At 67.6% G+C, this 21770-nt stretch carries 20 protein-coding genes; 3 read left to right on the forward strand and 17 right to left on the reverse strand.

Annotated elements, in window-relative coordinates:
- From IM543_15665 to IM543_15700, 8 genes are all read right to left on the reverse strand, one after another.
- Window positions 1-216, reverse strand: a complete 216-nt coding sequence (locus IM543_15665) for a hypothetical protein (GenBank protein QOY93017.1) — start codon at window positions 214-216, stop codon at window positions 1-3.
- Window positions 213-884, reverse strand: a complete 672-nt coding sequence (locus tag IM543_15670; protein ID QOY93018.1) for a 4Fe-4S dicluster domain-containing protein — start codon at window positions 882-884, stop codon at window positions 213-215. The genes IM543_15665 and IM543_15670 overlap by 4 nt, the downstream gene beginning before the upstream one ends.
- Before the next feature lie 51 nt (window positions 885-935).
- Entirely contained in the window at window positions 936-3758 is a 2823-nt protein-coding gene (locus IM543_15675) for a formate dehydrogenase subunit alpha (GenBank protein QOY93019.1), read from the reverse strand.
- Between the two features lie 30 nt (window positions 3759-3788).
- A complete protein-coding gene (locus tag IM543_15680) occupies window positions 3789-4040 on the reverse strand; it encodes a formate dehydrogenase (GenBank protein ID QOY93020.1) in 252 nt (83 codons plus the stop codon).
- Window positions 4041-4068: 28 nt separating this feature from the next.
- Window positions 4069-4719, reverse strand: coding sequence for a molecular chaperone TorD family protein (locus IM543_15685; protein QOY96712.1), 651 nt, complete (start codon window positions 4717-4719; stop codon window positions 4069-4071).
- Between the two features lie 215 nt (window positions 4720-4934).
- The gene (locus IM543_15690; protein QOY93021.1) at window positions 4935-5093 is read right to left on the reverse strand and encodes a DUF2474 domain-containing protein; all 159 of its coding nucleotides are present in this window, start codon (window positions 5091-5093) and stop codon (window positions 4935-4937) included.
- Window positions 5093-6112 carry a cytochrome d ubiquinol oxidase subunit II gene (gene cydB / locus IM543_15695; GenBank protein ID QOY93022.1) on the reverse strand — a complete coding sequence of 340 codons (1020 nt, stop codon included), beginning with the start codon at window positions 6110-6112 and terminating at the stop codon, window positions 5093-5095. Before cydB ends, IM543_15690 begins: the two co-directional genes overlap by 1 nt.
- A gap of 2 nt (window positions 6113-6114) precedes the next feature.
- Window positions 6115-7572, reverse strand: coding sequence for a cytochrome ubiquinol oxidase subunit I (locus tag IM543_15700; GenBank protein QOY93023.1), 1458 nt, complete (start codon window positions 7570-7572; stop codon window positions 6115-6117).
- Between the two features lie 329 nt (window positions 7573-7901).
- Here IM543_15700 and IM543_15705 point away from each other — a divergent pair, with 329 nt between their 5' ends.
- Window positions 7902-9572 (forward strand): hypothetical protein, encoded by a 1671-nt coding sequence (locus IM543_15705; GenBank protein QOY93024.1) that lies wholly within the window; start codon window positions 7902-7904, stop codon window positions 9570-9572.
- Between the two features lie 110 nt (window positions 9573-9682).
- Entirely contained in the window at window positions 9683-10447 is a 765-nt protein-coding gene (fnr, locus tag IM543_15710) for a fumarate/nitrate reduction transcriptional regulator Fnr (GenBank protein QOY93025.1), read from the forward strand.
- A gap of 53 nt (window positions 10448-10500) precedes the next feature.
- Here fnr and IM543_15715 read toward each other — a convergent pair whose 3' ends face one another.
- From IM543_15715 to IM543_15725, 3 genes are all read right to left on the reverse strand, one after another.
- The gene (locus IM543_15715; protein ID QOY96713.1) at window positions 10501-12462 is read right to left on the reverse strand and encodes an alkaline phosphatase family protein; all 1962 of its coding nucleotides are present in this window, start codon (window positions 12460-12462) and stop codon (window positions 10501-10503) included.
- A 108-nt stretch (window positions 12463-12570) separates the two neighbouring features.
- Entirely contained in the window at window positions 12571-13413 is an 843-nt protein-coding gene (locus tag IM543_15720) for a metallophosphoesterase (GenBank protein ID QOY93026.1), read from the reverse strand.
- A gap of 51 nt (window positions 13414-13464) precedes the next feature.
- Window positions 13465-15297: a DUF885 domain-containing protein gene (locus IM543_15725; GenBank protein QOY93027.1), complete on the reverse strand. Its 1833-nt coding sequence runs from the start codon at window positions 15295-15297 to the stop codon at window positions 13465-13467.
- A 215-nt stretch (window positions 15298-15512) separates the two neighbouring features.
- Between IM543_15725 and IM543_15730 the strand changes: the two genes are divergently transcribed.
- A complete protein-coding gene (locus IM543_15730) occupies window positions 15513-16292 on the forward strand; it encodes a ThuA domain-containing protein (GenBank protein ID QOY93028.1) in 780 nt (259 codons plus the stop codon).
- Window positions 16293-16365: 73 nt separating this feature from the next.
- Here the strand turns inward: IM543_15730 and IM543_15735 are convergent, their stop codons facing one another.
- The 6 genes from IM543_15735 to ccoN are packed head-to-tail and all read right to left on the reverse strand — an operon-like array spanning window position 16366 to window position 21506.
- Window positions 16366-16908, reverse strand: a complete 543-nt coding sequence (locus tag IM543_15735) for a FixH family protein (GenBank protein ID QOY93029.1) — start codon at window positions 16906-16908, stop codon at window positions 16366-16368.
- Window positions 16905-18296 carry a cytochrome c oxidase accessory protein CcoG gene (ccoG, locus tag IM543_15740; protein ID QOY93030.1) on the reverse strand — a complete coding sequence of 464 codons (1392 nt, stop codon included), beginning with the start codon at window positions 18294-18296 and terminating at the stop codon, window positions 16905-16907. Before ccoG ends, IM543_15735 begins: the two co-directional genes overlap by 4 nt.
- On the reverse strand, window positions 18293-19240 hold the full coding sequence (ccoP, locus tag IM543_15745) for a cytochrome-c oxidase, cbb3-type subunit III (protein ID QOY93031.1): 948 nt from the start codon (window positions 19238-19240) through the stop codon (window positions 18293-18295). Before ccoP ends, ccoG begins: the two co-directional genes overlap by 4 nt.
- A complete protein-coding gene (locus IM543_15750) occupies window positions 19233-19412 on the reverse strand; it encodes a cbb3-type cytochrome c oxidase subunit 3 (GenBank protein QOY93032.1) in 180 nt (59 codons plus the stop codon). Before IM543_15750 ends, ccoP begins: the two co-directional genes overlap by 8 nt.
- A 2-nt stretch (window positions 19413-19414) precedes the next feature.
- Window positions 19415-20029: a cytochrome-c oxidase, cbb3-type subunit II gene (ccoO, locus tag IM543_15755; protein ID QOY93033.1), complete on the reverse strand. Its 615-nt coding sequence runs from the start codon at window positions 20027-20029 to the stop codon at window positions 19415-19417.
- Between the two features lie 16 nt (window positions 20030-20045).
- Window positions 20046-21506, reverse strand: coding sequence for a cytochrome-c oxidase, cbb3-type subunit I (ccoN, locus tag IM543_15760; protein ID QOY93034.1), 1461 nt, complete (start codon window positions 21504-21506; stop codon window positions 20046-20048).
- Window positions 21507-21770: the final 264 nt, after the last annotated feature.

The following is a 21770-nucleotide window of genomic DNA, read 5'->3' on the forward strand; positions in this document are numbered from 1 at the left end:
TCAGGGGTTGGCGCGGTTGTACTCGTTCTGCTTCAGGCCGCGGTTCAGGATGCTGGCCGACCAGGCCAGCCGGTCACCGTGGAAGCGCGTCTGGTAGTGGCGGTCGTCCGGCTTGCCGGCGTACTCGCCGTGCAGCCAGCCGGGGAACTGGTCGACCTCGAGGCAGCCGCTCAGCGCCAGCGGCAGCGCGAGGACCAGGTAGCGTAGCTTGTTCATTGCGGGAACCTCCCCGGATCGTTCTGGGTGTCGCCCAGCAGCTGGTTTTCGCGCGGATAGTCGCCCTGGACCTTGATCTGGCCGCCGCGCTTGGGCCGGCCGTAGGCGATCTTCCAGCCCCATAGTTCCGGGCCATAGCCGCGGGTCTCGACCCGCTGGCGGTAGATGTCGGCGATCTGGTTGGCTTCGCCGCCCAGCAGGGCCTTGGTGCCGCACTGCTCGGCGCAGGCCGGCAGCTTGCCCTCGGCGATGCGGTTGCGGCCATACTTCTCGAATTCGGCCTGCGAGGTGTCCGGTTCCGGGCCGCCGGCGCAGAAGGTGCACTTGTCCATCTTGCCGCGGTGGTTGAAGACGCTGCTTTCCGGGAATTGCGGGGCGCCGAAGGGACAGGCGTAGAAGCAGTAGCCGCATCCGATGCACTGGTCCTTGCTGTGCAGGACGATGCCGTCCTCGGTGTGGTAGATGCAGTTGGTGGGACACACCGCCAGGCAGGGCGCGTCGGTGCAGTGCATGCAGGCCACCGACACCGAGCGCTCGCCGGGGATGCCGTCGTTGATCGTCACCACGCGGCGCCGGTTGATGCCCCACGCGAGCTCATGCTCGTTCTTGCAGGCCGTCACACAGCCGTTGCAATCGATACAGCGCTCTGTGTCGCAAATAAATTTCATCCTCGCCGCCATCACTGCCTCCTCTGCTCTGCGGTTCACGTTCCGGTTGCGCTAGGCGCGCAGCACCCGGCACAGCGATACTTTGGTTTCCTGCATCATCGTCACGGTGTCGTAGCCGTAGGTCCAGCCCGTGTTGCAGGCTTCGCCGCGCACGGTCGGCGCGGCGCCTTCCGGATAGTGGCGCTCCAGGTCCTCGCCCATCCACCAGCCGCCGAAGTGGAAAGGCATCCACACCAGTCCGATCGGCACCCTTTCGGTGACCATCGCCATCATCTTCAGGCGCGCCCCGGTCGGGGTCTCGACCCACACATACTCGCCGGTAAGGGCGCCGATCTGGGCCGCATCGCGCGGATTGAGCTCGATGAACATGTTCTGCTGGAGCTCGGCCAGCCAGGGATTGGAGCGGGTCTCCTCGCCGCCGCCTTCGTACTCGACCAGGCGACCGGAGGTCATGATCAGGGGGAATTCCTTGGAGTAGTCGACCGCCTGCACCGATTTGTACAAGGTCGGCAGGCGCCAGAAGTTGGCCTTGTCGTCGTAGGTCGGGTAGGTGGCGACCAGGTCGCGGCGCGGCGTCGCCAGCGGCTCGCGGTGGACCGGGATCGGATCGGGGAAGTTCCACACGTTGCAGCGCGCGCGGGCATTGCCGAAAGGTGCGCAGCCGTGCGCGATGACGACCCGGATGATGCCCCCGGACAGGTCGGTCTTCCAGTTCTTGCCCTCGGCCATCGCCTGCTCGGCCGGGGTGAGCTCCGCCCACCAGCCGAGCTTTTTCAGGAACACATGGTCGAATTCGGGGTAGCCGGTATCGAGCTGGCTGTCCTTGGTGGCGCTGCCGTCGGCCGCCAGCAGCGACTCGCCGTCGTGCTCGACGCCCCAGTTGGCGCGGAACGGCAGGCCGCCTTCGGCCACCGATTTGTTGGTGTCGTACAGGATGGGCGTGCCCGGGTGCTTCATTTCCGGCGTGCCCCAGCACGGCCACGGCAGTCCGTAGTAGTCGCCCTTGCAGGGTCCATCGTCGGCCCGCATGGTGGTCGGGTTGAAGGTGTGCTTGTTCTCCATGTGCAGCTTGAGGCGCTCGGGCGAGCAGCCCGTGTAGCCGATGGTCCAGCACGAGCGGTTGATCTCGCGCAGGACGTCCTCGATTACCGGCTCGTTCAGCACGACCTTGATGTTCTTGCACAGTTCGTTGTGGAAGCCCAGCTTCTTGGCGAACAGGTACATGATCTCGTGATCGGTCTTGCATTCGAACAGCGGCATGATGACGCGCTCGCGCCACTGAATGCTGCGGTTGGAGGCGGTGCAGGAACCCGAGGTCTCGAACTGGGAGGCGGCCGGCAGCAGGTAGACCCCGTCGGTGCGCCCGTGCATCGACGCGGTCATGCTCGGATAGGGGTCGATCACTACCAGCATGTCGAGCTTTTGCATGGCCGCCTTCATGTCCGGCAGGCGGGTCTGGCTGTTCGGCGCGTGGCCCCAGTAGAACACGGCCCGCAGGTTGCTCGGCTGGTCGACGTATTCCGGCTTCTCGTTGACCGCGTCGAACCAGCGCGACACCGTGATGCCCGGCTTTTCCATCAGCTCCTTGGAGCCGAAGCGCGATTTGATCCATTCGTAGTCGACGCCCCAGACCGCGGCGAAGTGCTTCCAGGCGCCTTCGGCGATGCCGTAGTAGCCCGGCAGCGAGTCGCCGTTCGGACCGACGTCGGTGGCGCCCTGCACGTTGTCGTGGCCGCGGTAGATGTTGGCGCCGCCGCCCGGCTTGCCGATGTTACCAAGTGCTAATTGCAGGATGGACAGGGCACGCACATTGGCGGTGCCGACGTGGTGCTGGGTGATGCCCATGCACCAGACCACCGACGAGGGCCGGTTGGTGGCAAGCATTTCGGCGGCGATGCGCACCGTGGCTTCGGGCACGCCGGTGACGTCCGAGACCTTGTCGGGCGTCCATTTGGCGACTTCCTTGCGCACGTCTTCCATGCCGTAGGTACGGTTCGCGATGAACTCCTTGTCTTCCCAGCCGTTCTGGAAGATATGCCAGAGTATGCCCCACACCAGCGGAATGTCGGTGCCCGGCCGCACCCGCACGTAGTGGTGGGCGAAGCGCGCGGTGCGGGTGAAGCGCGGGTCGATGACGATCATCTTCGCACCCAGTTCCTTGGCGTGCAGGAAGTGCAGCATCGAGATCGGATGCGCCTCGGCCGGGTTCGAACCGATGAACAGCACCGCCTTGCTGTGGTGCAGGTCATTGAACGAGTTGGTCATGGCCCCGTAACCGAAGGTCTGGGCCACGCCCGCCACCGTGGTCGAGTGGCAGATGCGCGCCTGGTGGTCGCAGTTGTTGGAGCCCCAGAATGCGGCCCACTTGCGCAGCAGGTAGGATTGTTCGTTGTTGTGCTTGGAGCTGCCGATCAACATCAGCGCGTCGGGCCCGGCGTTCTGGCGCAGTTCGATGAGCTTGTCGCCGATCTCGTTGATGGCCTGGTCCCAGGAAATGCGCTGATACTTGCCGTTGACCAGCTTCATCGGGTAGCGCAGGCGGTGCTCGCCGAAGGCGTGCTCGCGCACCGAGGCCCCTTTGGCGCAGTGCGCGCCCATGTTGATCGGCGAATCGAAGGCGGCTTCCTGGCGCACCCAGACGCCGTTGGCGACCACCGCGTCGACCGAGCAGCCCACCGAGCAGTGGCTGCAGATGGTGCGCTTGATCTCGGTGGGCACCGGGGCGCCGGGCACCTCCTGCTCGGCCCTGGCCGGTTCGATCACGTTCAGCGGCAGCTGACGGGCCAGGGCCCCGGCCCCGGCGGCAACGCCGGCCCCCACCAGGAAGCGGCGCCGTTTGAGTCCGCTGTCGCGGACGGATTTTACTAAGGACATGCTGGCTCTCCGGTTGCGCCCACGCTGGTGTCACCAGTAGGCGGCGGTCTCGTAGTAACGGCGAATGTGCGCGGTTTCGTGGTAGCCGCGCTTGACCGCGGGCGCCGCCGCCGCCGGCGCGGCCGGCGCTTCGTCCGCGCCGGCGCTGCCTGCCACCACGGCCAGTGCGCCCAGCGGCGCGGCCTTCAGGAAGTTGCGGCGGGTCGGGTCCGGCGCGCCGGGGCCGCTCCCTGCCGGCGTGCCGTCTTGCCCGGTTTCCTGTGCTTGCGGATGCTGTTCCATGCCTGTGCCTCGTATTGGCTGATGTTGGTCAAATTACCGGATCCAGGGCCGATGCTTCCGGGGACGCCGCCCCGACCGCGAAGGCCTCCGCTTCGATGGCGAGGAAGGCGGCGGCCAGCCGTGCCACCAGCCGATAGTAGTTGGCGCCGTCGGCGCCCGCGATGTCGTCCAGGCAGCGCGCATACCAGGGCGCGAGGTGCGCCTCGAAGAAGGCCTGCTGGCGTTCGACCGGCTGGCGCGCGATCGTGCCGGACTGCGCGGGTGCGCCGGCGATCAGCACGCGCATCGTCTCGCACAGGGCGCCCAGGTGGTCTTCGAATTCGCCGGCGTCGCGCACCCGCCCGATGCCGAGGCGCGCCAGGTCGGCGCGCAGGGCCGCCAGCGGCGCGTCGTTCAGGTAGCCGGACAGGTAGCGCGAGCCGTAGGGGTTCAGCGGCGGCATGCCGACGCTGACGAAGAGGGCATCGAATTCTTCGGAGACGGCGTCCGGGTCCATGACGCCGGAGGCGAGCGTCAGCGCCTCCCAGGCCTGCTCGAGCGCCGGATCGCCCCCGGCCGACAGGATGGGGTCGGCGTGCGCGAGCGCCTCCAGCAGGCGGGCGCCCGGCGCCGCCAGCAGCAGGCGCGACAGCAGCGCGTACAGGTCGGCACGCGCCTGGTCTTCACCGGACAGCGGCATGGCGACGGCAGTGAATACAGCAGGGTCGGCAGCAGGGTCGGCAGCAGGGTCGGCAGCAGGGCCGACGGCAGGGCCGGCGGGACGGTCGATCGGCGGCGCGTCGGAAAGGGACACGGTGCGGCACTCCTGTTAGCAAAGCGTTACGAAGAGTGTAGTCCTCCCTTGCGGCAGGCCGCGCACGGTTGGCCGGCGCGTTTCGCCAGGCGTATGCCGCGCTAGCGCATGCCGAGCGCATGCATGAACACCCGGATCACATAGGCGACCGCCCCCAGCGTCAACACGCCGCCGAGCCAGAGCGCCACCAGCCAGGCCAGCCGCCGCATCCATTCGCGGCGGGGCACGCCCGGGCGCGTCCGCCGGTGCGGCCGGTCCATCAGTGGTACCCCGCGTCGGCCTTGACCTTGCCCCGGAATACCCAGTAGGACCAGGCCGTGTACATCAGGATGATGGGCAGGATGAACAGCGTGCCGACCAGCGCGAAGCCCTGGCTGCTCGGCGGCGAGGCGGCTTCCCAGATCGAGATCGCGGGCGGCACGATGTGCGGCCAGATGCTGATCGCCATGCCGCTGTAGCCGAGGAAGATCAGGGCCAGCGCGGCCACGAAGGGCACCCGGTGCGGCAAGTTGTCGCCCTGTCCCGCCAGCGCGCGCAGCAGCAGCACGATGAAGACCAGCACCAGCACCGGCACCGGCGCCAGGAACAGGATGTTCGGGAAGCTGAACCAGCGCGCGGCCACCGCCGGATCGCGCCACGGGGTCCAGATGCTGATCACCACGATGGCCGCCAGCAGCAGCAGCGCGAGCGGCCGCGCCACCTGCACCATGCGGGCATGCAGCTCGCCCTCGGTCTTCATGACCAGCCAGGTGGCGCCCAGCAGGGTATAGGCGATCATCACCCCCAGCCCTGCCAGCAGCGGGAAGGGCGCGATCCAGTCGAGCGGCCCGCCCGCATAGCTGCGCCCCGACACCGTGATGCCGTCCAGGAAGGCGCCCAGCGCCACGCCCTGGAAGAACGAGGCCACCACCGAGCCGCCGATGAAGGCCTTGTCCCACAGGTGGCGCTCGTGTTCCTTGGCCTTGAAGCGGAATTCGAAGGCCACGCCGCGGAACACCAGGCCGACCAGCATGAAGATCAGCGGCAGGTACAGCCCCGACAGGATGATCGAATAGGCCACCGGGAAGGCCGCCAGCAGCCCTTCCCCGCCCAGCACCAGCCAGGTCTCGTTGCCGTCCCAGACCGGCGCCACCGTGTTCATCATGGTGTCGCGGTCGTTCTTTTTGGGCGTGAAGGGAAACAGCAGGCCGATGCCCAGGTCGAAGCCGTCCAGCAGCACGTACATGAAGACGGCGAAGAAGATGATGACCGCCCAGATGACGGTGGTGTCGATGCCCATGCCTAGCCCCCGTGCTGGTCGTTGGATGGCGCCGCGCCGTCCGGTGCGGCATCGTCGTCGTTGCCGACATCCGCCGCCGAGAGCGGGCGCATCGGCGTGCGTTGTTCGCCCGGACCGCCCTGCGGCGGCCGGTGCAGCTCGAAGCGCTGCGGCCCCTTGCGCATCATGCGCAGCAGGTAGACCGTGCCGGTGCCGAATACGAACAGGTAGGCCACCACGAACAGCGCCAGCGTCAGGGCCAGCGAGCCGGCGCCGTGCGGCGAGACGGCGTCGGCCGTGCGCAGCACGCCGTACACCACCCAGGGCTGGCGCCCGACCTCGGTGGTGGTCCAACCGGCCAGGATCGCGACCAGGCCCGCCGGCCCCATCCACAGGGCGAAGCGCAGGAAGGGGCGTTTCGTCCATAGCCGCCCGCCCCTGCGCAGCCACAGGCTCCATGCGCCCAGGGCGATCATGAGCAGCCCCAGGCCCACCATCAGGCGGAAGCTCCAGAACACGATCAGTGAATTCGGCCGGTCTTCGCGGGGAAACTCCTTCAGGCCCGGGATCTGGCCGCTCCAGGAGTGCGTCAGGATGATGCTGCCCAGGTACGGGATGCCGACCGCGAACTTCGTCCTTTCCTGTTCCATGTCGGGTATGCCGAACAGCAGCAGCGGAATCGCCTTGTCCCCTTCGTTCTCCCAGTGCCCTTCCATCGCCGCCAGCTTGGCCGGCTGGTGCTCCAGCGTATTGAGCCCGTGGAAGTCTCCCACCACGGCCTGGATGGGAGCGACGATCAGGACCATCCACATCGCCATCGACAGCATCTTGCGCACCGCCGGGTTGTCGCGTCGCTTCAGGAGCTGCCAGGCGCCGGAGGCGCCGACGATCAGCGCCGTGGTGAGATAGGCCGCGATCACCATGTGCAGCAGGCGGTAGGGAAAGGAGGGATTGAAGACGATCGCCAGCCAGTCGCTTGGGACCATGCGCCCGCCCTCGATCGCATAGCCGCGCGGGGTCTGCATCCAGCTGTTGGCGGCCAGGATCCAGGTCGACGAGATCAGAGTGCCGACCGCGACCGCGCAGGTGGCGGCGAAGTGCAGGCCGGGACCGACCCGGGTCCAGCCGAACAGCATCACGCCGAGGAAGCCGGCCTCGAGGAAGAAGGCGGTCAGCACCTCGTAGGACAGGATCGGGCCCATGATGCTGCCGGCGAACTCGGACAGGTAGCTCCAGTTGGTGCCGATCTGGTAGGCCATGACGATGCCGGAGACCACGCCCATGCCGAAGGTGACGGCGAAGATCTTGAGCCAGTAGTGGTAGAGGTCGACGTAGACCTGGCGCTTGCTGCGCAGCCAGCACAGTTCGAGCACGACCAGGTAGCTGGCCATGCCGATCGTGATTGCCGGAAACAGGATATGGAAGGACATCGTGAACGCGAATTGCACGCGTGCAAGATCCAAGGCGGCCAGGCCGAACATGCAGACTCCTTTGCTCGTCGTATTCCGTTGGTGTGACCAGAATCTAGCATGCAGGATGGGCCCGCACGCTTGCTGAACCCGAATTGATGCGTCGACGCGTCGTGATGGCCGCGTTGCGTGTGCCGGGCTCCCCGATTTTTCTCACCATCAAAAACCTGGAAGCCACTGATCCATGCCACTGATCCATATTAATGACGCGGCAGATCGGCCATGCGCAGCCGGAACACTCGTCTATATTGACTGTCGATTCGGGCCCGGCAGCATCACGCGGGCTGAGGATCGGGCCCGATCTTCGGTCCCGATCCGCCAACGCACACAAGGAGAGCAGCATGTCGCCAAACGACCGTCTCGACCGGGACGCAGCCCTGCAACTCGCGCGCCCCTTTGCGCCGGGAGAGCCGGCCGGCACCCCGGCCTACCAGCCCCCCTACGGCGAGGCCGAAGCCGAAGTCCCGACCGGGCCGCAGGCCGGCGCAGCCGGGCCGCAACCCGCGCTCGCCGGCACCGGCTTCACCTACCGCCACGACTGGGGCCAGCGGCGCGGCCAATGGGTGCTGCGCCTCGGCTGGGACGCCGTCACGCCCCGCTCCCAGGTGTTCGTGGCCATCGGCGAAGGCGCGCCCGGCGGGCCGGACGCCGGCAAGCTCATCGGCTCGGCCCGTTACACCCTGCACAATGTCGCCCCGCGCGCCGGCGGGGTCGACATCTGGGTCGACATCGAATCGAGCGCGGACACCCCGCTGTATGCCGACTACCTGATCGTCAATCCGGATGCGGGCGGGCCGCGCACGGTCTCGGTCACCGTGCACCGCCACGGCAGCGTGGCCCTGAGCGACGCCGAGGCCGACCGGATCCTGGCCGACATGGGCGCCATCCTCGAGAACGACGATTCCGGCCCGGACCTCGCGACGCCGGTCCGTTTCGTGCGCAACGGCGCGGTACGGGTGCTGCCGACGACGGTCCCCGGAACCATCCAGACCGCGGCCGACCTGAACGCGCTGCTGAGCGCCGGAAGCGGGATCAAGATCGTGCAGGCCATCCGCTGGTGCGGCGGCCCCGGCGACAGCATCATCGGCTGCGCCCCGGTCGGCAGCGCCTCGGTCAACGTGGCGGCGGTGCGTTTCACCCCCGACCAGGAAGGCCTGATCTGGGTGCACGAGTATGGCCACAACTGCGGCCTCGGCCATCGCACCGACGACCTGCGCGCGGTCATGTACCCGTCCGTCGGGGTCGACCACAACGTCGTCAACGACGCGGAGTCGGCGGCCTATCTTGCAGGCCCGCTCAACGTCACCGGCACGCTCATGCCCGCCGGCGGCTGCGCGTGCGACGCGGGCGGGCTGCAGGCGCCAGGCGACGTGCGCGACTTCGTGTCGCAGCACTGGATCGAAGGCGTGCCCTGGGAGCTGGCGTCGCAGTTCGTGGAAGCGGACGCCCGCCTGCTGCTGGACTGGCTGGTGAACGAACCCGAGCAGCACGAGGAGTTCCTGACGCAGATCGTGGCCACCCTCGGCTACATCGGCAGCGAGATCGCGGTGGGGCCGCTGATCGACTTCGTGCAGGGCCCGCGCGCCGGGCGTGCGGTGTTCAACGCCAAGAACACGGCCCTGATCCGGCTCGGCGACCTGGCCAACCGGACCGGCAGCCGGGCCGCGCTCGACTTCCTGGCGCGGGTCGCGGGCGACATGGGCACGGCGCGCGCGCTGGCGACGCCCCAGGCCACGGTGGAGGCGGCGGCGGCAGCCAAGGCGGGCCCGGACGTGGTGGCGCCGACCCTCGACACCCTGGGCGCCGAACTGGCGGTAGCGGCCACCTTCGGGCTGGCGCTGGCCGGCACGGCGCAGTCGCAACAGGCGGTCGAGGCCCTCAGGGCGGATCCGAATGCCTTTGCCACCGTGAACCAGGCGGCGCAGGAGGCGGCGCAGATCGCCGCGACCGTGCGCGCCAAGGGCCGCCAGGCCTATTACCGGATGAAGGCCGAACACCGGCATCACCTGTAGCGCAATGCCGCAGGGTGGCGGCAGCCACCCTGCTTGCTCCCGGAAAATGAAACCCGGGAGCCCGTCAGCCGTCTATAATGGCTGCGTCCGCATTCCGACTTTTCCCCGCCATGAGCCACCCCATTTCGCTTCCAGGCGAAGCACCGATCAGCATCCAGGCCATCAAGACCAGCTGCAGCGCCTGCAGCATGCACCAGCTATGCCTGCCGATGGGACTCGAGGATGCCGACATCACCCGCCTCGACCAGATCATCGGCCGCCGCCGGCGCCTGGTGCGCGACGAGCGCCTGTACGCCATGGGCGAGCCGTTCCGCAACCTGTACGCGGTACGCTTCGGCCATTTCAAGACCTACCAGGTGAACGCGGCCGGCGAGGCCCAGATCACCGGCTTCCAGATGGCCGGCGAACTGCTCGGCATGGACGCGATCAGCGGCACCCACCACTGCGACGCCGTGGCCCTGGAAGACAGCGAGGTATGCGAGATCCCGTTCTCGCGCCTGGAAGAGCTGTTCGGGCATGTGCCGGCCCTGCTGCGCCATTTTCACCGCATCATGAGCCAGGAAATCACGCGCGAACAGAACGTTATGTTGTTACTTGGCAACATGCGCGCGGAGCAGCGCTTTGCGGTGTTCCTGGTGAACCTGTCGGCGCGCTATGCCGCGCGCGGTTATTCGCCGAACAGTTTCCAGTTGCGCATGTCGCGCGAGGACATCGGCAACTACCTCGGGCTGACCATCGAAAGCATCAGCCGCCTGCTGTCGCGCTTCAAGAAGCAAGGCTGGCTGCAGGTGGACAAGCGCGAAGTCACCCTGCTCGACCCGGCCAGGCTCAAGGCCATGGCCGCCGGCACCGAGGTGTGCAGCCCGATGGGCTGACGGCGGCGCAGCGGCGCTGCTGCGAAGAACACGGTCCGCAACCGGTCGCTTGATCAGCGTTTCCTCGATGGCTGCCCGGCAGCCGCCGCGGCGGATGCGTCCTGCTCCGGCGCCAGGAACCGGGTCGAGGGCCGGCCGTCGGCGTCGTGCTGCACGATGCGCAGCGGCCGCCCATGCGGATCGAGCCATACCTGGCCGATGCCGGCGCCGTTCCAGACCCGCTCGCCCTGCCGGCGCCACTCGGGCAGGCGCGGCGTGATGGCGAGATCGCGGCGCTGGGTGAACCAGTTCAGCGGCGAGCGCGGCGAATACAACCAGCGATTGAGGCGATCGAGCCAGTCGAGCAGGCGGCGCGGGAATTCGTTCTTGATGCCGCTGCTGGTGATCTGCCAGACGTGCGGGCTGCGGTCCGGAACATCCGCCTCGGGCAGCTCGCGCACCTTGATATCGTAGACGAACGAGTAGTGCACATCGCCCGACAGCACCACGTAATTGGCCGGGGTGCGGGAATGGCGGAAGATATTGAGCATGCTGCTGGCCGCGCCGCGGTGCGCCATCCAGTTCTCGGCGTCGACGCTCAGGGCCAGGCCGGCGAAGGTCGCGAGCCTTTGCACCACCTCGATCAGCTTGACCCCGAACATGGGCGCCGGCGAGACGATGACGGCCGCGGTTTCGTCCAGCAGTTCGTGCTGCAGCTCGGTGAGCGACTCCCAATCCATCAGGCCAGACGGATGCCCGGGCCGGCGCCGGTTGCGCCAGCGCCGGGTGCGGGTATCGAGCACGATGACCGTGGGCGCGCTCCGGACCACGAAACCCCACTGGCGGAACGACAGCAGGCGGGTGATCAGCGCATCTTGCGCCGTGGCGTCCAGCCGCTGGTCGGCAGCGCCGGTGGCGGCCAGCGCCGCCATCTCGTCCAGCGCCGGCCCGAACACCTCCGGGCGGTTGCCCCAGCCCTGGCACAGCAGGTAGGCGATCAGCGCATTGCCCACGATGCGGCGCGAGAACGGATGTGCGTAGACGGTGGTCTCCCACCTGGCCGACAGGTTCCAGTCGTCGGTGATGTCGTGGTCGTCGAAGATCATCAGGGTCTGCACGTGCGCCAGCAGCCGCGCCGACCTGGGCAGGTCGCGGCAAAAGCCCGCCAGCGCCGCCGACTCGCGGCGCCAACGGTCGGCAAACCGCGGGTCCAGGGCGGGCGCCGGCGCGTCCGCCACCAGCCGCCATGGCACGGGCGACCAGACCAGCAGGTACATGGCCATCACCTCGGCCAGGCCGACCAGGTGGTTGTGCGCATTGGCGGTGGTGAAGATCGGCTTTTCCTTGCCGCCGAAGAAGCGGTCGCGCAAGGCCTCGTTGGACCTGAACGCAGGCAGCAATTCTTCACGCCGGTAGTAACTGGCCGGATGGCGGTACAGCGCCTCGCTGTCGGCGACCACTGCGCCGTCCAGGGATTCGCCGTACAGGCCGAGGCGCCGGATCAGCGCATGGATCGCCGCCAGCATCGGCCCCGCCACATCGTCGGCATATACCTGGTCACCGCACAGCATGAGCATGGCGGGCCGCTCGCCCGGCCGCTCGACATGATCGGCCACCAGGGCGTCGGCGCGCGCCAGACCGTCACGCGCGGGATGGTGCGGCTTGCGGCACGAGCCAAACAGGATATTGTCGCTGCGGCTGCGCAGCACCATGTCCGGCCGCGTCGCGCCCGCATGCAGCAGGTGCGGCGCCCACTGCGCGATGCCGGCCTCGCTGCCATCGTCCCGGGTGACGAGCAGGTCGTACGCGATGATCGTGTCTTGCGGGAGCGGCTCGGGCAGTGCCACATCGATCAGGTGGATGCAGGCGTGGCGGCCGACGCGGATGACCCGGCAATGGCGCGCATCCAGCGCCAGGCGCCGGGGTGGCCCGGAATCCGGCGCCAGCACCAGGCTCAGGTCGAGCGGCGCGCTGCCGACCAGCCATAGCACCAGACGGTCGGACGCGAGGCGGCGCAGGATGGGACCGGCCAGCACGGGCGGCAGGTCATCTGGGGCAGGAAGCTGGGTCAATCGGGTGCGCGATGCTGGTTCGATGAGTCGGCCAGTGTAGCAGACCGGCCGGAAGGCCCGAGCGCGCGGCCGCTAGAGCGCGATGACGAGATCGGGACGGAAGGCGTCCTGCTCGCCCTTGCTCAGGTAGCCGAGCGGATTGGCCACCACGCGGCAGGCCCAGGGCCGGCCGCCCTCCTCGCCGCGCACCACATAGTCGTTGGCGCAGTGCAGGTGGCCGTGGATCCAGACATCGGCCTGGGGAAACAGCGCATCCATCGCATTGCAGAAGCCGGCGGTGCCGGGCGTCAGGCCGTAGCGCGGGTCGGCGCTCTCCAGGCTGGGCGCGAAATGGGTCACCACCACGGTGCTGCCCTCGAAAGGGGTGGCCAGGGCGCCGCGCAGCCAGTCCTGGCAATCGAGCGACATGGCGCGCAGGCCCTCGGCCAGCACTTTTTCGCCGTTCTTCAGGGTGGTGTTCTTCGACAGGTAGTAATTCGCGGCGCGGAAGGCCTTTTCGCGCCGCTGCAGCTGCTTCGCGAGATCCGGCTCCTGGCCCGCCAGCGCGTCGAAGTCGCTCCACAGGGTGGTGCCGACGAAGCGCACCGCGCCGATGACGAGGGTCTCGCGGTCCAGCCATTCGATGCCCAGGCGCGCGCAGCTGGCGCGCAGGCGCAGGTAGGCCTCGTCGTAGTCGAGGCCGTCGAACTCGTGGTTGCCGGGGATGTACAGGACCCGCGCCCGCGGGGCGCCGGGGCGCAGCGGAGAAAACCGCGCCAGGCCGAAGTCGATGTCGCCATGGTCGATCAGGCGCGAGCCGGACTGGTAGGAGCCGATGTCGCCGGCCAGGACGACGACGTCGGTGTCGTCATGGATCCGGGGCAGGAAATGCGGGTAGCGTTCGAGGTGCAGGTCGGAGAAAAGCTGGATGCGCATCGAGGCAGTATAGCGCGGTTTTCTTCGGCCCTCCGCCGCGGTCGAGCCGCGTCAGGCCTGCTTCTGCTTCGCGATCCAGCCGTCCACCAGTTCGCCCAGCACGTCCAGCGGCACCGAGCCGGCGCCCAGCACCAGGTCGTGGAAGCCCGGCAGCGAGAACTTGTCGCCCAGTTCCTGCTTCGCCTTGTCGCGCAGCTCGAGGATGCGCAGCATGCCGATCATGTAGGCGTTGGCCTGGCCCGGCCAGGCCACGTAGCGCTCGACCTCCTGCGCGCCGATGCCGTAGTCGATCGCCTGCTGGCGGGTCCAGCCCTTGGTGTGCAGGCCGGTATCGACCACCAGGCGGCGCGCGCGGAACAGCTCGGAGCCAAGGGCGCCCAGCAGGCCGGGCACGTCGCCTTCATACCAGCCCTGCTCGGCCGCCAGGCGCTCGGCATACAGGGCCCAGCCCTCGGAATGGGCGCTGCCGCCGCTGAAGATGCGCTGGCTGCGGTATTTCGGGATGCCGGTCAGTTCCTGCTGGATCGCCAGCTGGAAGTGGTGGCCGGGCACCGCCTCGTGGTACGAGAGGCTGCGCATGCGGATCATGTCGAAGCTCGGCCCGCGCAGCGGCACCCAGAAGATGCCCGGGCGGGTGCCGTCCGGCGCCGGCAGCGTGTAGTGGGCGGCGGCCGAGGGTTCGGTCAGCGGCGGTTCGCGGCGCACGTCGACCGGCGCGCGCGGCTTCAGGTTGAACAGCGCGGCGCTCCTGCGCTCGGCGTCCTTCACCATCTCGGCGTAGCTGGCCAGGATGGCCGGTCGCGGATCGCCCTCGCCTTTCGGCTGGAAGCGCGCGTCCAGCTGCTTCATGCGGGTTTCGATATTGCCTTCGGTCAGGCCGAGCGAACGAAGATGGCGGTCCATCTCGCCTTCGATGCGCGCCACTTCGCGCAGGCCGATCTCGTGGATCTGGTTCGGGGTGAGCTTGGTACTGGTGAAGTTCTCGACCGCGCGCGCATAGGCTTGCGCGCCGTTCGGCAGGCGCGAGATGCCGGCCACGTCGCCGGTGCGCGGATGGAGTTCGGCCATGAATTCCTGTACCCGCTGGTAGGACGGGCGGATGCGCGCCTCGACGATGCGGGCGGCGCGCGCCAGCGCGGCGCTGCGCGCTTCCGGCGTCAAGCCGTCCATGTTCGCGGTGCGCTGGGCCAGCGAGGTGACCAGCACGTTCTCGTCGGCCGCCGGCTTGAGGAAGGTCTCGACCTGGTACTGGGCGCGCTCGAGGATGAAGCGCGGCGGGATGAGTTGCTTGGCCGCCGCCGCGCGGGCGCGCACCAGCGCCTCGTCCATGCGGGCGCCGACCTGCTCCAGGCGCGCCAGGTAGCTGTCCACGTCTTGCGGGTTGCGCAGCGGATGGGTGGTGGTCATGAAGTTGACCAGCCCGACCTGCACCCCGCTGAACTGCGAGAAGATGAAATTATGGTCATCGAAGGGTTCGTTGGCGACCGCGTTCTGCAAGGACCAGCGCATGACGGCGCCCGATACGCGCTGGTTTTCGGCGAGCGGGCCGGCCATCCACTTGTCCAGGCGTGCCAGCCCGGTGCGGGCCAGCGCCTGCATCTTCTGGCGCTGCGCGCGCGTCAGGGGCGTCAGCTCGCGGTCCAGCCTGGCCTGCTCGGCGCCGCTGAAGTACTGGGTCGCGGTGGCCAGTTGCGGGTTCATGCGGACCCAGTCTTCGGCGAACTGCTCGGCCCAGGTGTCGAACGCCTTGTTCGGCTTGGCGGCGACGGCATGCGCGGCCGGCGCCGCGACGGCCACGGTCGGCATGGCGGCGACGGCAATCGCCGCCGGAATGAACAATGCGCCGATGACGGCGCGCAGGCTGCGCTGGTGGAAGCTTGGCATCTTGGTCTGGTGTCCTTGGTCGTTGTCGTAGTGACGAAGCCGGCGCCGGGCGCCGAGCTTGCCGGCGAGGAATCTAACATGGATGAGCGCAAACGAACAATGCGCGCACGCCTCAGCCGTCTAAGTACGCCATCTTTGCTAGACTGCAAGACACCGGCTGGTTGCGGCGCACAGCATTCCAGGGCATGAAATATTCTTTCATCGAGGCGAACAAAATGAAATTTCCTTTCATCCTGCGACCCCTGTTGCTGGCCTCGGTGTTTGCCGTCCTGCCGGCCCATGCCCAGCAGTTCAAGGTCTTGCTGTTCACCAAGACCGCAGGCTGGCACCACGATGCGGTGCATGCGGGCGTCGGCGCCGTGCAGGAACTGGGCAAGCTGCACGATTTCGAGGTCTTCTGGACCGCCGATGCGAAGCGCGTGATGAACGATGCCGAGCTGGCCAAGTACCAGGCCGTGGTGTTCCTGCTGACCACCGGCGACATCCTCGACGACGCCCAGCAGGCCGCCTTCGAGCGCTACATCCGCAAGGGCGGCGGCTTCGTGGGCGTGCACAGCGCGGCGGACACCGAGTACGGCTGGCCGTGGTACACCCGGATGGTCGGACACATGTTCCGCGTGCACCCGGCGGTGCAGACCGCGGTGCTGCAGGTGCGCGAACGCAATTTTCCGGGCATGGAGCGCTTCGCGCCGCGCAGCCTGTTCACCGACGAGTGGTACGAGTTCGGCCCCGCCACGTCCAGCACGCTGCGCTACCTGCTCACGGTCGACGAGTCGAGCTACCGGCCGGAGACGACCTGGCCCGACCGCAAGGGCACGGGCATGGGCATGGGCAGCTTCCACCCGATCAGCTGGTACCAGCCCTACGAGGGCGGGCGCGCCTTCTACACCGCGCTGGGCCACATCGCGGCCACGTACCGCGACCCGGTCTTCCTGCACCACCTGTATGGCGGCATCTATTGGGCGGCGACGGGACGGGGCTTCCGGGCCGACTGAGGCGACGCAAGTAGCCCGGCAACCGGGCAAAGCGCGCTAGGCCACCGCTGCGCGGGTGCTCACGGCGCCCGGCTCACTGCACGTCCGCGTGGATCAGCAGGCGCGCCTGCCTGGCAGGGCTCCAGCTGCCGGCCAGGCGCCAGGCCTCGGTCCCGGCCCCGCCTTCGACGACCACCTGCCAGTGCGTCGGCTCCAGCGCCGGCGCGGCTGCCGCGAAACGTCCCTGCCCGTCCGGCAGTGCTTCCAGCACGCGGTCGCGCCCAGGCTGGGTCGGGTGCGCCAGGCGGATGTGGAACGGCGCCCGCACCGGCGCGCCATGGCTGCGCAGGCTTCCCGTGATCCGGCCCGCGGCGGCATCGTAGCCGGCATCGAAGCTCAGGCCGAGCCGGGTCGCCACGCGGTCGCGGCGCAGTTCCTGGTTGATGGCCTTGCCCTGCTTGTAGTAGTCGCCGACCACCATCGCATCCGGGCGGCTGGTCGCCAGCCACATCATGACGACGCCGCCGACCAGCACCAGCACCGGGCCGATCATCAGGAACCAGGGCCAGCGGTGCCGGTACCAGGGCGTGGCCGGTCCCAGGCGCAGATTGGCTTGCATGTCGTTCTCCTTCTTCATTTCGGAATGATGAATGCGGCTTCTTCGGTCACCCGCAATGCGGCGCTCTGGTCGGACGCCAGGGTGAAGGCGATCCGGTTCGAGCCCGGCTTGCCCTCGCCCCCTGGAATGCGCACCCGCACCGGCACCGCGCGCGTGGTCGCGGCGTCGATGTCGATGAGGTCCCCGTCCACCACCTGCGCCGAGGCGATCCCCTCCACCGTGATGCGCAGGCGCTGCGGCTGTTCGAGCGTGTTCATCACCTGCAGCCGGTAGACGTTCTCGATCATGCCGTCGTCCACTTCGCGCCCCATCGAGCCGCGGTCGCGGATCACGTCCAGCTTGAGCGGATTGCGCAGCGCGAGCGAGCTCGCCATGGCGGCGCCCAGGATCGCCAGCACGGCGCTATAGATCAGCACGCGCGGACGCAGCAGTCGCCGGCGCACCTGCGCCAGGCTCAAGCCCGCGGCCAGCGCGTTCTCGGTCGCGTAGCGGATCAGGCCGCGCGGACGGTTCACCTTGTCCATCACGCCGTTGCAGGCATCCACGCAGGCGGCGCAGCCGATGCACTCGTATTGCAGGCCCTTGCGGATGTCGATCCCGGTCGGGCAGACCTGCACGCACATGCTGCAGTCGATGCAGTCGCCGCTGCCGGGCGCACCCTGGCGCGCGCTGCGTGGTTCGCCGCGCGCCGCGTCGTAGGTGACGATCAGGGTGTCCTTGTCGAACATCGCGCTCTGGAAGCGCGCATACGGGCACATGTACTTGCAGACCTGCTCGCGCATCCAGCCGGCATTGCCGTAGGTGGCGAAGCCATAGAACAGCACCCAGAACGTCTCCCACGGCCCCAGGCCGAAGGAGGCGATGTCGAAACTCAGTTCGCGCACCGGCGTGAAATAGCCCACGAAGGTGAAGCCGGTCCACAGCGCCACCAGCCCCCAGGCGGCATGCTTGCCGCCCTTGCGCGCGATCTTCCCGAGCGTCCAGGGCTGGCGGTCGAGGCGGATCCTGGCGCTGCGTGCGCCCTCGAACCTGCGCTCGATCCAGAGGAAGATCTCGGTATAGACGGTCTGCGGGCAGGCGAAGCCGCACCATACCCGGCCCGCCACCGCCGTCACCAAAAACAGCCCGTAGGCGCAGATGATCAGCAGCGCGGCCAGGTAGATGAAATCCTGCGGCCACAGCACCAGGCCGAACAGGTAGAACTTGCGGCTGGCCAGGTCGAACAGCACCGCCTGGCGGCCGTGCATCTGGATCCAGGGCAGGCCGTAGAACAGCAGCTGCGTGAGCCAGACGCAGGCCCAGCGCAGCGAGGCGTAGCGGCCCTTGATCTCGCGCGGGTAGATGTCTTCGCGCGCCGCGTACATGCGGATGACCGCTTCGCGCGGCGCCTGGTCGGGGGCATTCATTTTGCTTGCGCCGTGACGATGGGTTGCTGGGCGGGCGCGTTCGACAGGCTCCAGACATAGGCCGCCAGCACGTGCACCTTTTCTTCGCCGAGGAACTCGCCGAAGGCCGGCATGGTGTTGGTGCGGCCCTTGCGGATGGTTTCCATCACGGTTTCCGCGCTGCCGCCGTACAGCCAGGTCTTGTCGGCCAGGTTGGGCGCGCCCAGGGCCGGGTTGCCCTTGCCCTCGGCGCCGTGGCAGGCCGCGCAGGCGGCGAACTTGGGCTTGCCGAAGGAGACCTTGATCGGGTCGGCCGTCAGGCCCGACAGGCTGCGCACGTAATGCGCCACGCTCTCGATGTCCTTGTCGGTGCCGAGCGCCGCGCCCATCGGCGGCATGTTGCCGACCCGCCCGTGCAGGATGGTCTGCTTGATCGCGGCCGGCTCGCCGCCGTGCAGCCAGTCGCGATCCTGCAGGTTCGGGAAGCCCTTGCTGCCGCGCGCATCCGAACCGTGGCACTGGGCGCAATAGTTCAGGAACAGGCGCTCGCCGATGGCGTGGGCCTGCGGGTCGGCAGCCACCACCTTCAGGTCCTGGCCGGCGTATTTTGCGAACACCGGACCGAAGTCGAGCCGGGCCTGCTTCAGCTCGGCCTGGTACTCGCCGGTGGAATGCCATCCCAGCCTGCCGGCGTAGCTGCCCAGGCCCGGATACAGGGCCAGGTAGCCGAAGCCGAACACGATGGTGAGCCAGAACAGCACGATCCACCAGCGCGGCATCGGGGTATTCAACTCGGTCAGGTCCTCGTCCCAGACGTGCCCGGTGGTCTGCTCGGGCGTGCCGTCGGCGCGCAGCTTGACGCGGTAGCTCGACTGCGACCACAGCAGGATGCCGCAGCCCAGGATCGACAGCACCGTGATGACGGCCACGTACCAGTGCCAGAACTCGTTGAAGAAATCAGCCACGGTCGCTCTCCCCTGCCGCGTCGTTCTCGTCTGCGAACGGCAGACGCGCCGCGGCGTCGAAATCGCTGCCCTTGCGCAGCACGTAAGTCCAGCCGACGATGCCCAGGAAGGTCGTGAAGCTGATGACGGTCATGACGCTGCTCGCGTCGTCAAAGATCTGTTGGAGTGCCATTCTTAGTTCCTCGTCTTGATCTGGGTGCCCAGGCCCTGCAGGTAGGCGATCAGCGCGTCCTGCTCGCTCCTGCCGGCCACCTCGCTCGGTGCGGCCGCGATCTCGGCCTCGCTGTACGGCACGCCGATGCGGCGCATGGCGCGCATCTTGGGGATGATGTCTTCCGGGTTCAGCTTGGCCTTGGCCAGCCACGGATAACCCGGCATGTTCGATTCCGGCACCACGTCGCGCGGATTGTCGAGGTGGGTGCGGTGCCATTCGTCGCTGTAGCGCCCGCCCACGCGGGCCAGGTCCGGCCCGGTGCGCTTCGAGCCCCACTGGAACGGGTGGTCGTAGACGAATTCGCCCGCCACCGAGTAGTGGCCGTAGCGCTCGGTCTCGGCGCGGAACGGCCGGATCATCTGCGAGTGGCAGTTGTAGCAGCCTTCGCGGATGTAGACGTCTCGGCCGGCCAGGCGCAGCGGCGAATAGGGCTTCAGGCCCGCCACCGGTTCGGTGGTCGACTTCTGGAAGAACAGCGGCACGATCTCGACCAGGCCGCCGAAGGAAATCACGAGCAGCACCAGGCCAATCAGCAGCCAGGGGTTCTTCTCGATCCATTCATGCGTGAATTTCATATTGTGCTCCGGAGGTTCAGGCGTGCGCAGCTTCTGGCTGGGCGTGGTTCAGGTGCGGCCTGGCCGGGCCGGTCGGGATGGTCGCGTCCACGCTGCGGGTACCGCTCAGCGTCTTCCAGGTATTGAAGGCCATCAGCAGCATGCCCGACAGGTACAGGAAGCCGCCGGTGAAGCGGATCACGTAGTAGGGATAGGTGGCCTTGACGCTTTCGGCGAAGGTGTAGGTCAGGGTGCCGTCCGGGTTCACCGCGCGCCACATCAGGCCCTGCATCACGCCGGCGATCCACATCGAGGCGATGTACAGGACGATGCCGATGGTGGCGACCCAAAAGTGGGTCTCGACCAGTTGCATGCTCCACATCTGCTTTTTACCGGCCAGGCGCGGGATCAGGTAGTAGATCGAGCCCATGGTGATGAAGCCGACCCAGCCCAGGGCGCCGGCGTGCACGTGGGCGACGGTCCAGTCGGTGTAGTGCGACAGCGAGTTGATGGTCTTGATCGACATCATCGGGCCCTCGAAGGTGGCCATGCCGTAGAACGACAGCGAGACGATCAGGAACTTCAGGATCGGGTCCGAGCGCAGCTTGTGCCAGGCGCCCGACAGGGTCATGATGCCGTTGATCATGCCGCCCCACGACGGCGCCAGCAGGATCAGCGAGAACACCATGCCGATCGACTGGGTCCAGTCGGGCAGCGCGGTGTAGTGCAGGTGGTGCGGGCCGGCCCACATGTAGGTGAAGATCAGGGCCCAGAAGTGCACGATCGACAGGCGATACGAATACACCGGGCGCTCGGCCTGTTTCGGGATGAAGTAATAGACCATGCCGAGGTAGCCGGCGGTCAGGATGAAGCCCACCGCGTTATGGCCGTACCACCACTGGATCATCGCGTCCTGCACGCCGGCGTACACGGAATACGACTTCATCGCGGACACCGGCACCACCGCGCCGTTGACCACGTGCAGGACCGCGACCGCCAGGATGTAGGCACCGAAGAACCAGTTGGCCACGTAGATGTGCTTGACGCGGCGCTTGACCAGGGTACCGAAGAACACCACCGCATAGGCCACCCAGACGACCGTGATCAGGAGCGCGATCGGCCATTCCAGCTCGGCGTATTCCTTGCCGCGGGTGAAGCCCATCGGCAGCGAGATCGCGGCCGAGACCAGCACCGCCTGCCAGCCCCAGAAGGTGAAGCTGGCCAACCTGTCGGAGAACAGGCGCACCTGGCAGGTGCGCTGCACCACGTAGTACGAGGTGGCGAACAGGCCGCAGATGCCGAAGGCGAAAATGACCGCGTTGGTGTGCAGCGGGCGCAGTCGGCCGTAGCTCAGCCAGGGGATGTCGAAATTGAGCGCGGGCCAGGCCAGCTGCGCCGCGATGAAGACGCCGGCAGCCATGCCGATCACGCCCCAGACGACGGTCGCGATGGCAAACTGGCGCACGATCTTGTAGTTATAGTTTAGACTGGTGTCCAAGATGCTCTCCTGAAAATACCTTGATGAATGACAATCAGGAGTGTCGTTTTTTGCGTTGCAAAAATCCTTGATGTGAATCAAATTGTTCAGCATCGGACGAGCTACGTGAACGATGTGTTGTGGCCGCGTGCGCAGCTGGTCGTTCCGGGAAATCAACGATGCGACTGTGAGACGAAACAAGGTTCACGACAGACGGCCCGCCTCACTCGGAAGGGCTTTTCCTTCATCGCCCCCAGCCCAGGCGGCTTGGGCGGCACCTCACCA

This window comes from Massilia sp. UMI-21 (assembly GCA_015277795.1).
Taxonomy (GTDB): domain Bacteria; phylum Pseudomonadota; class Gammaproteobacteria; order Burkholderiales; family Burkholderiaceae_D; genus Telluria.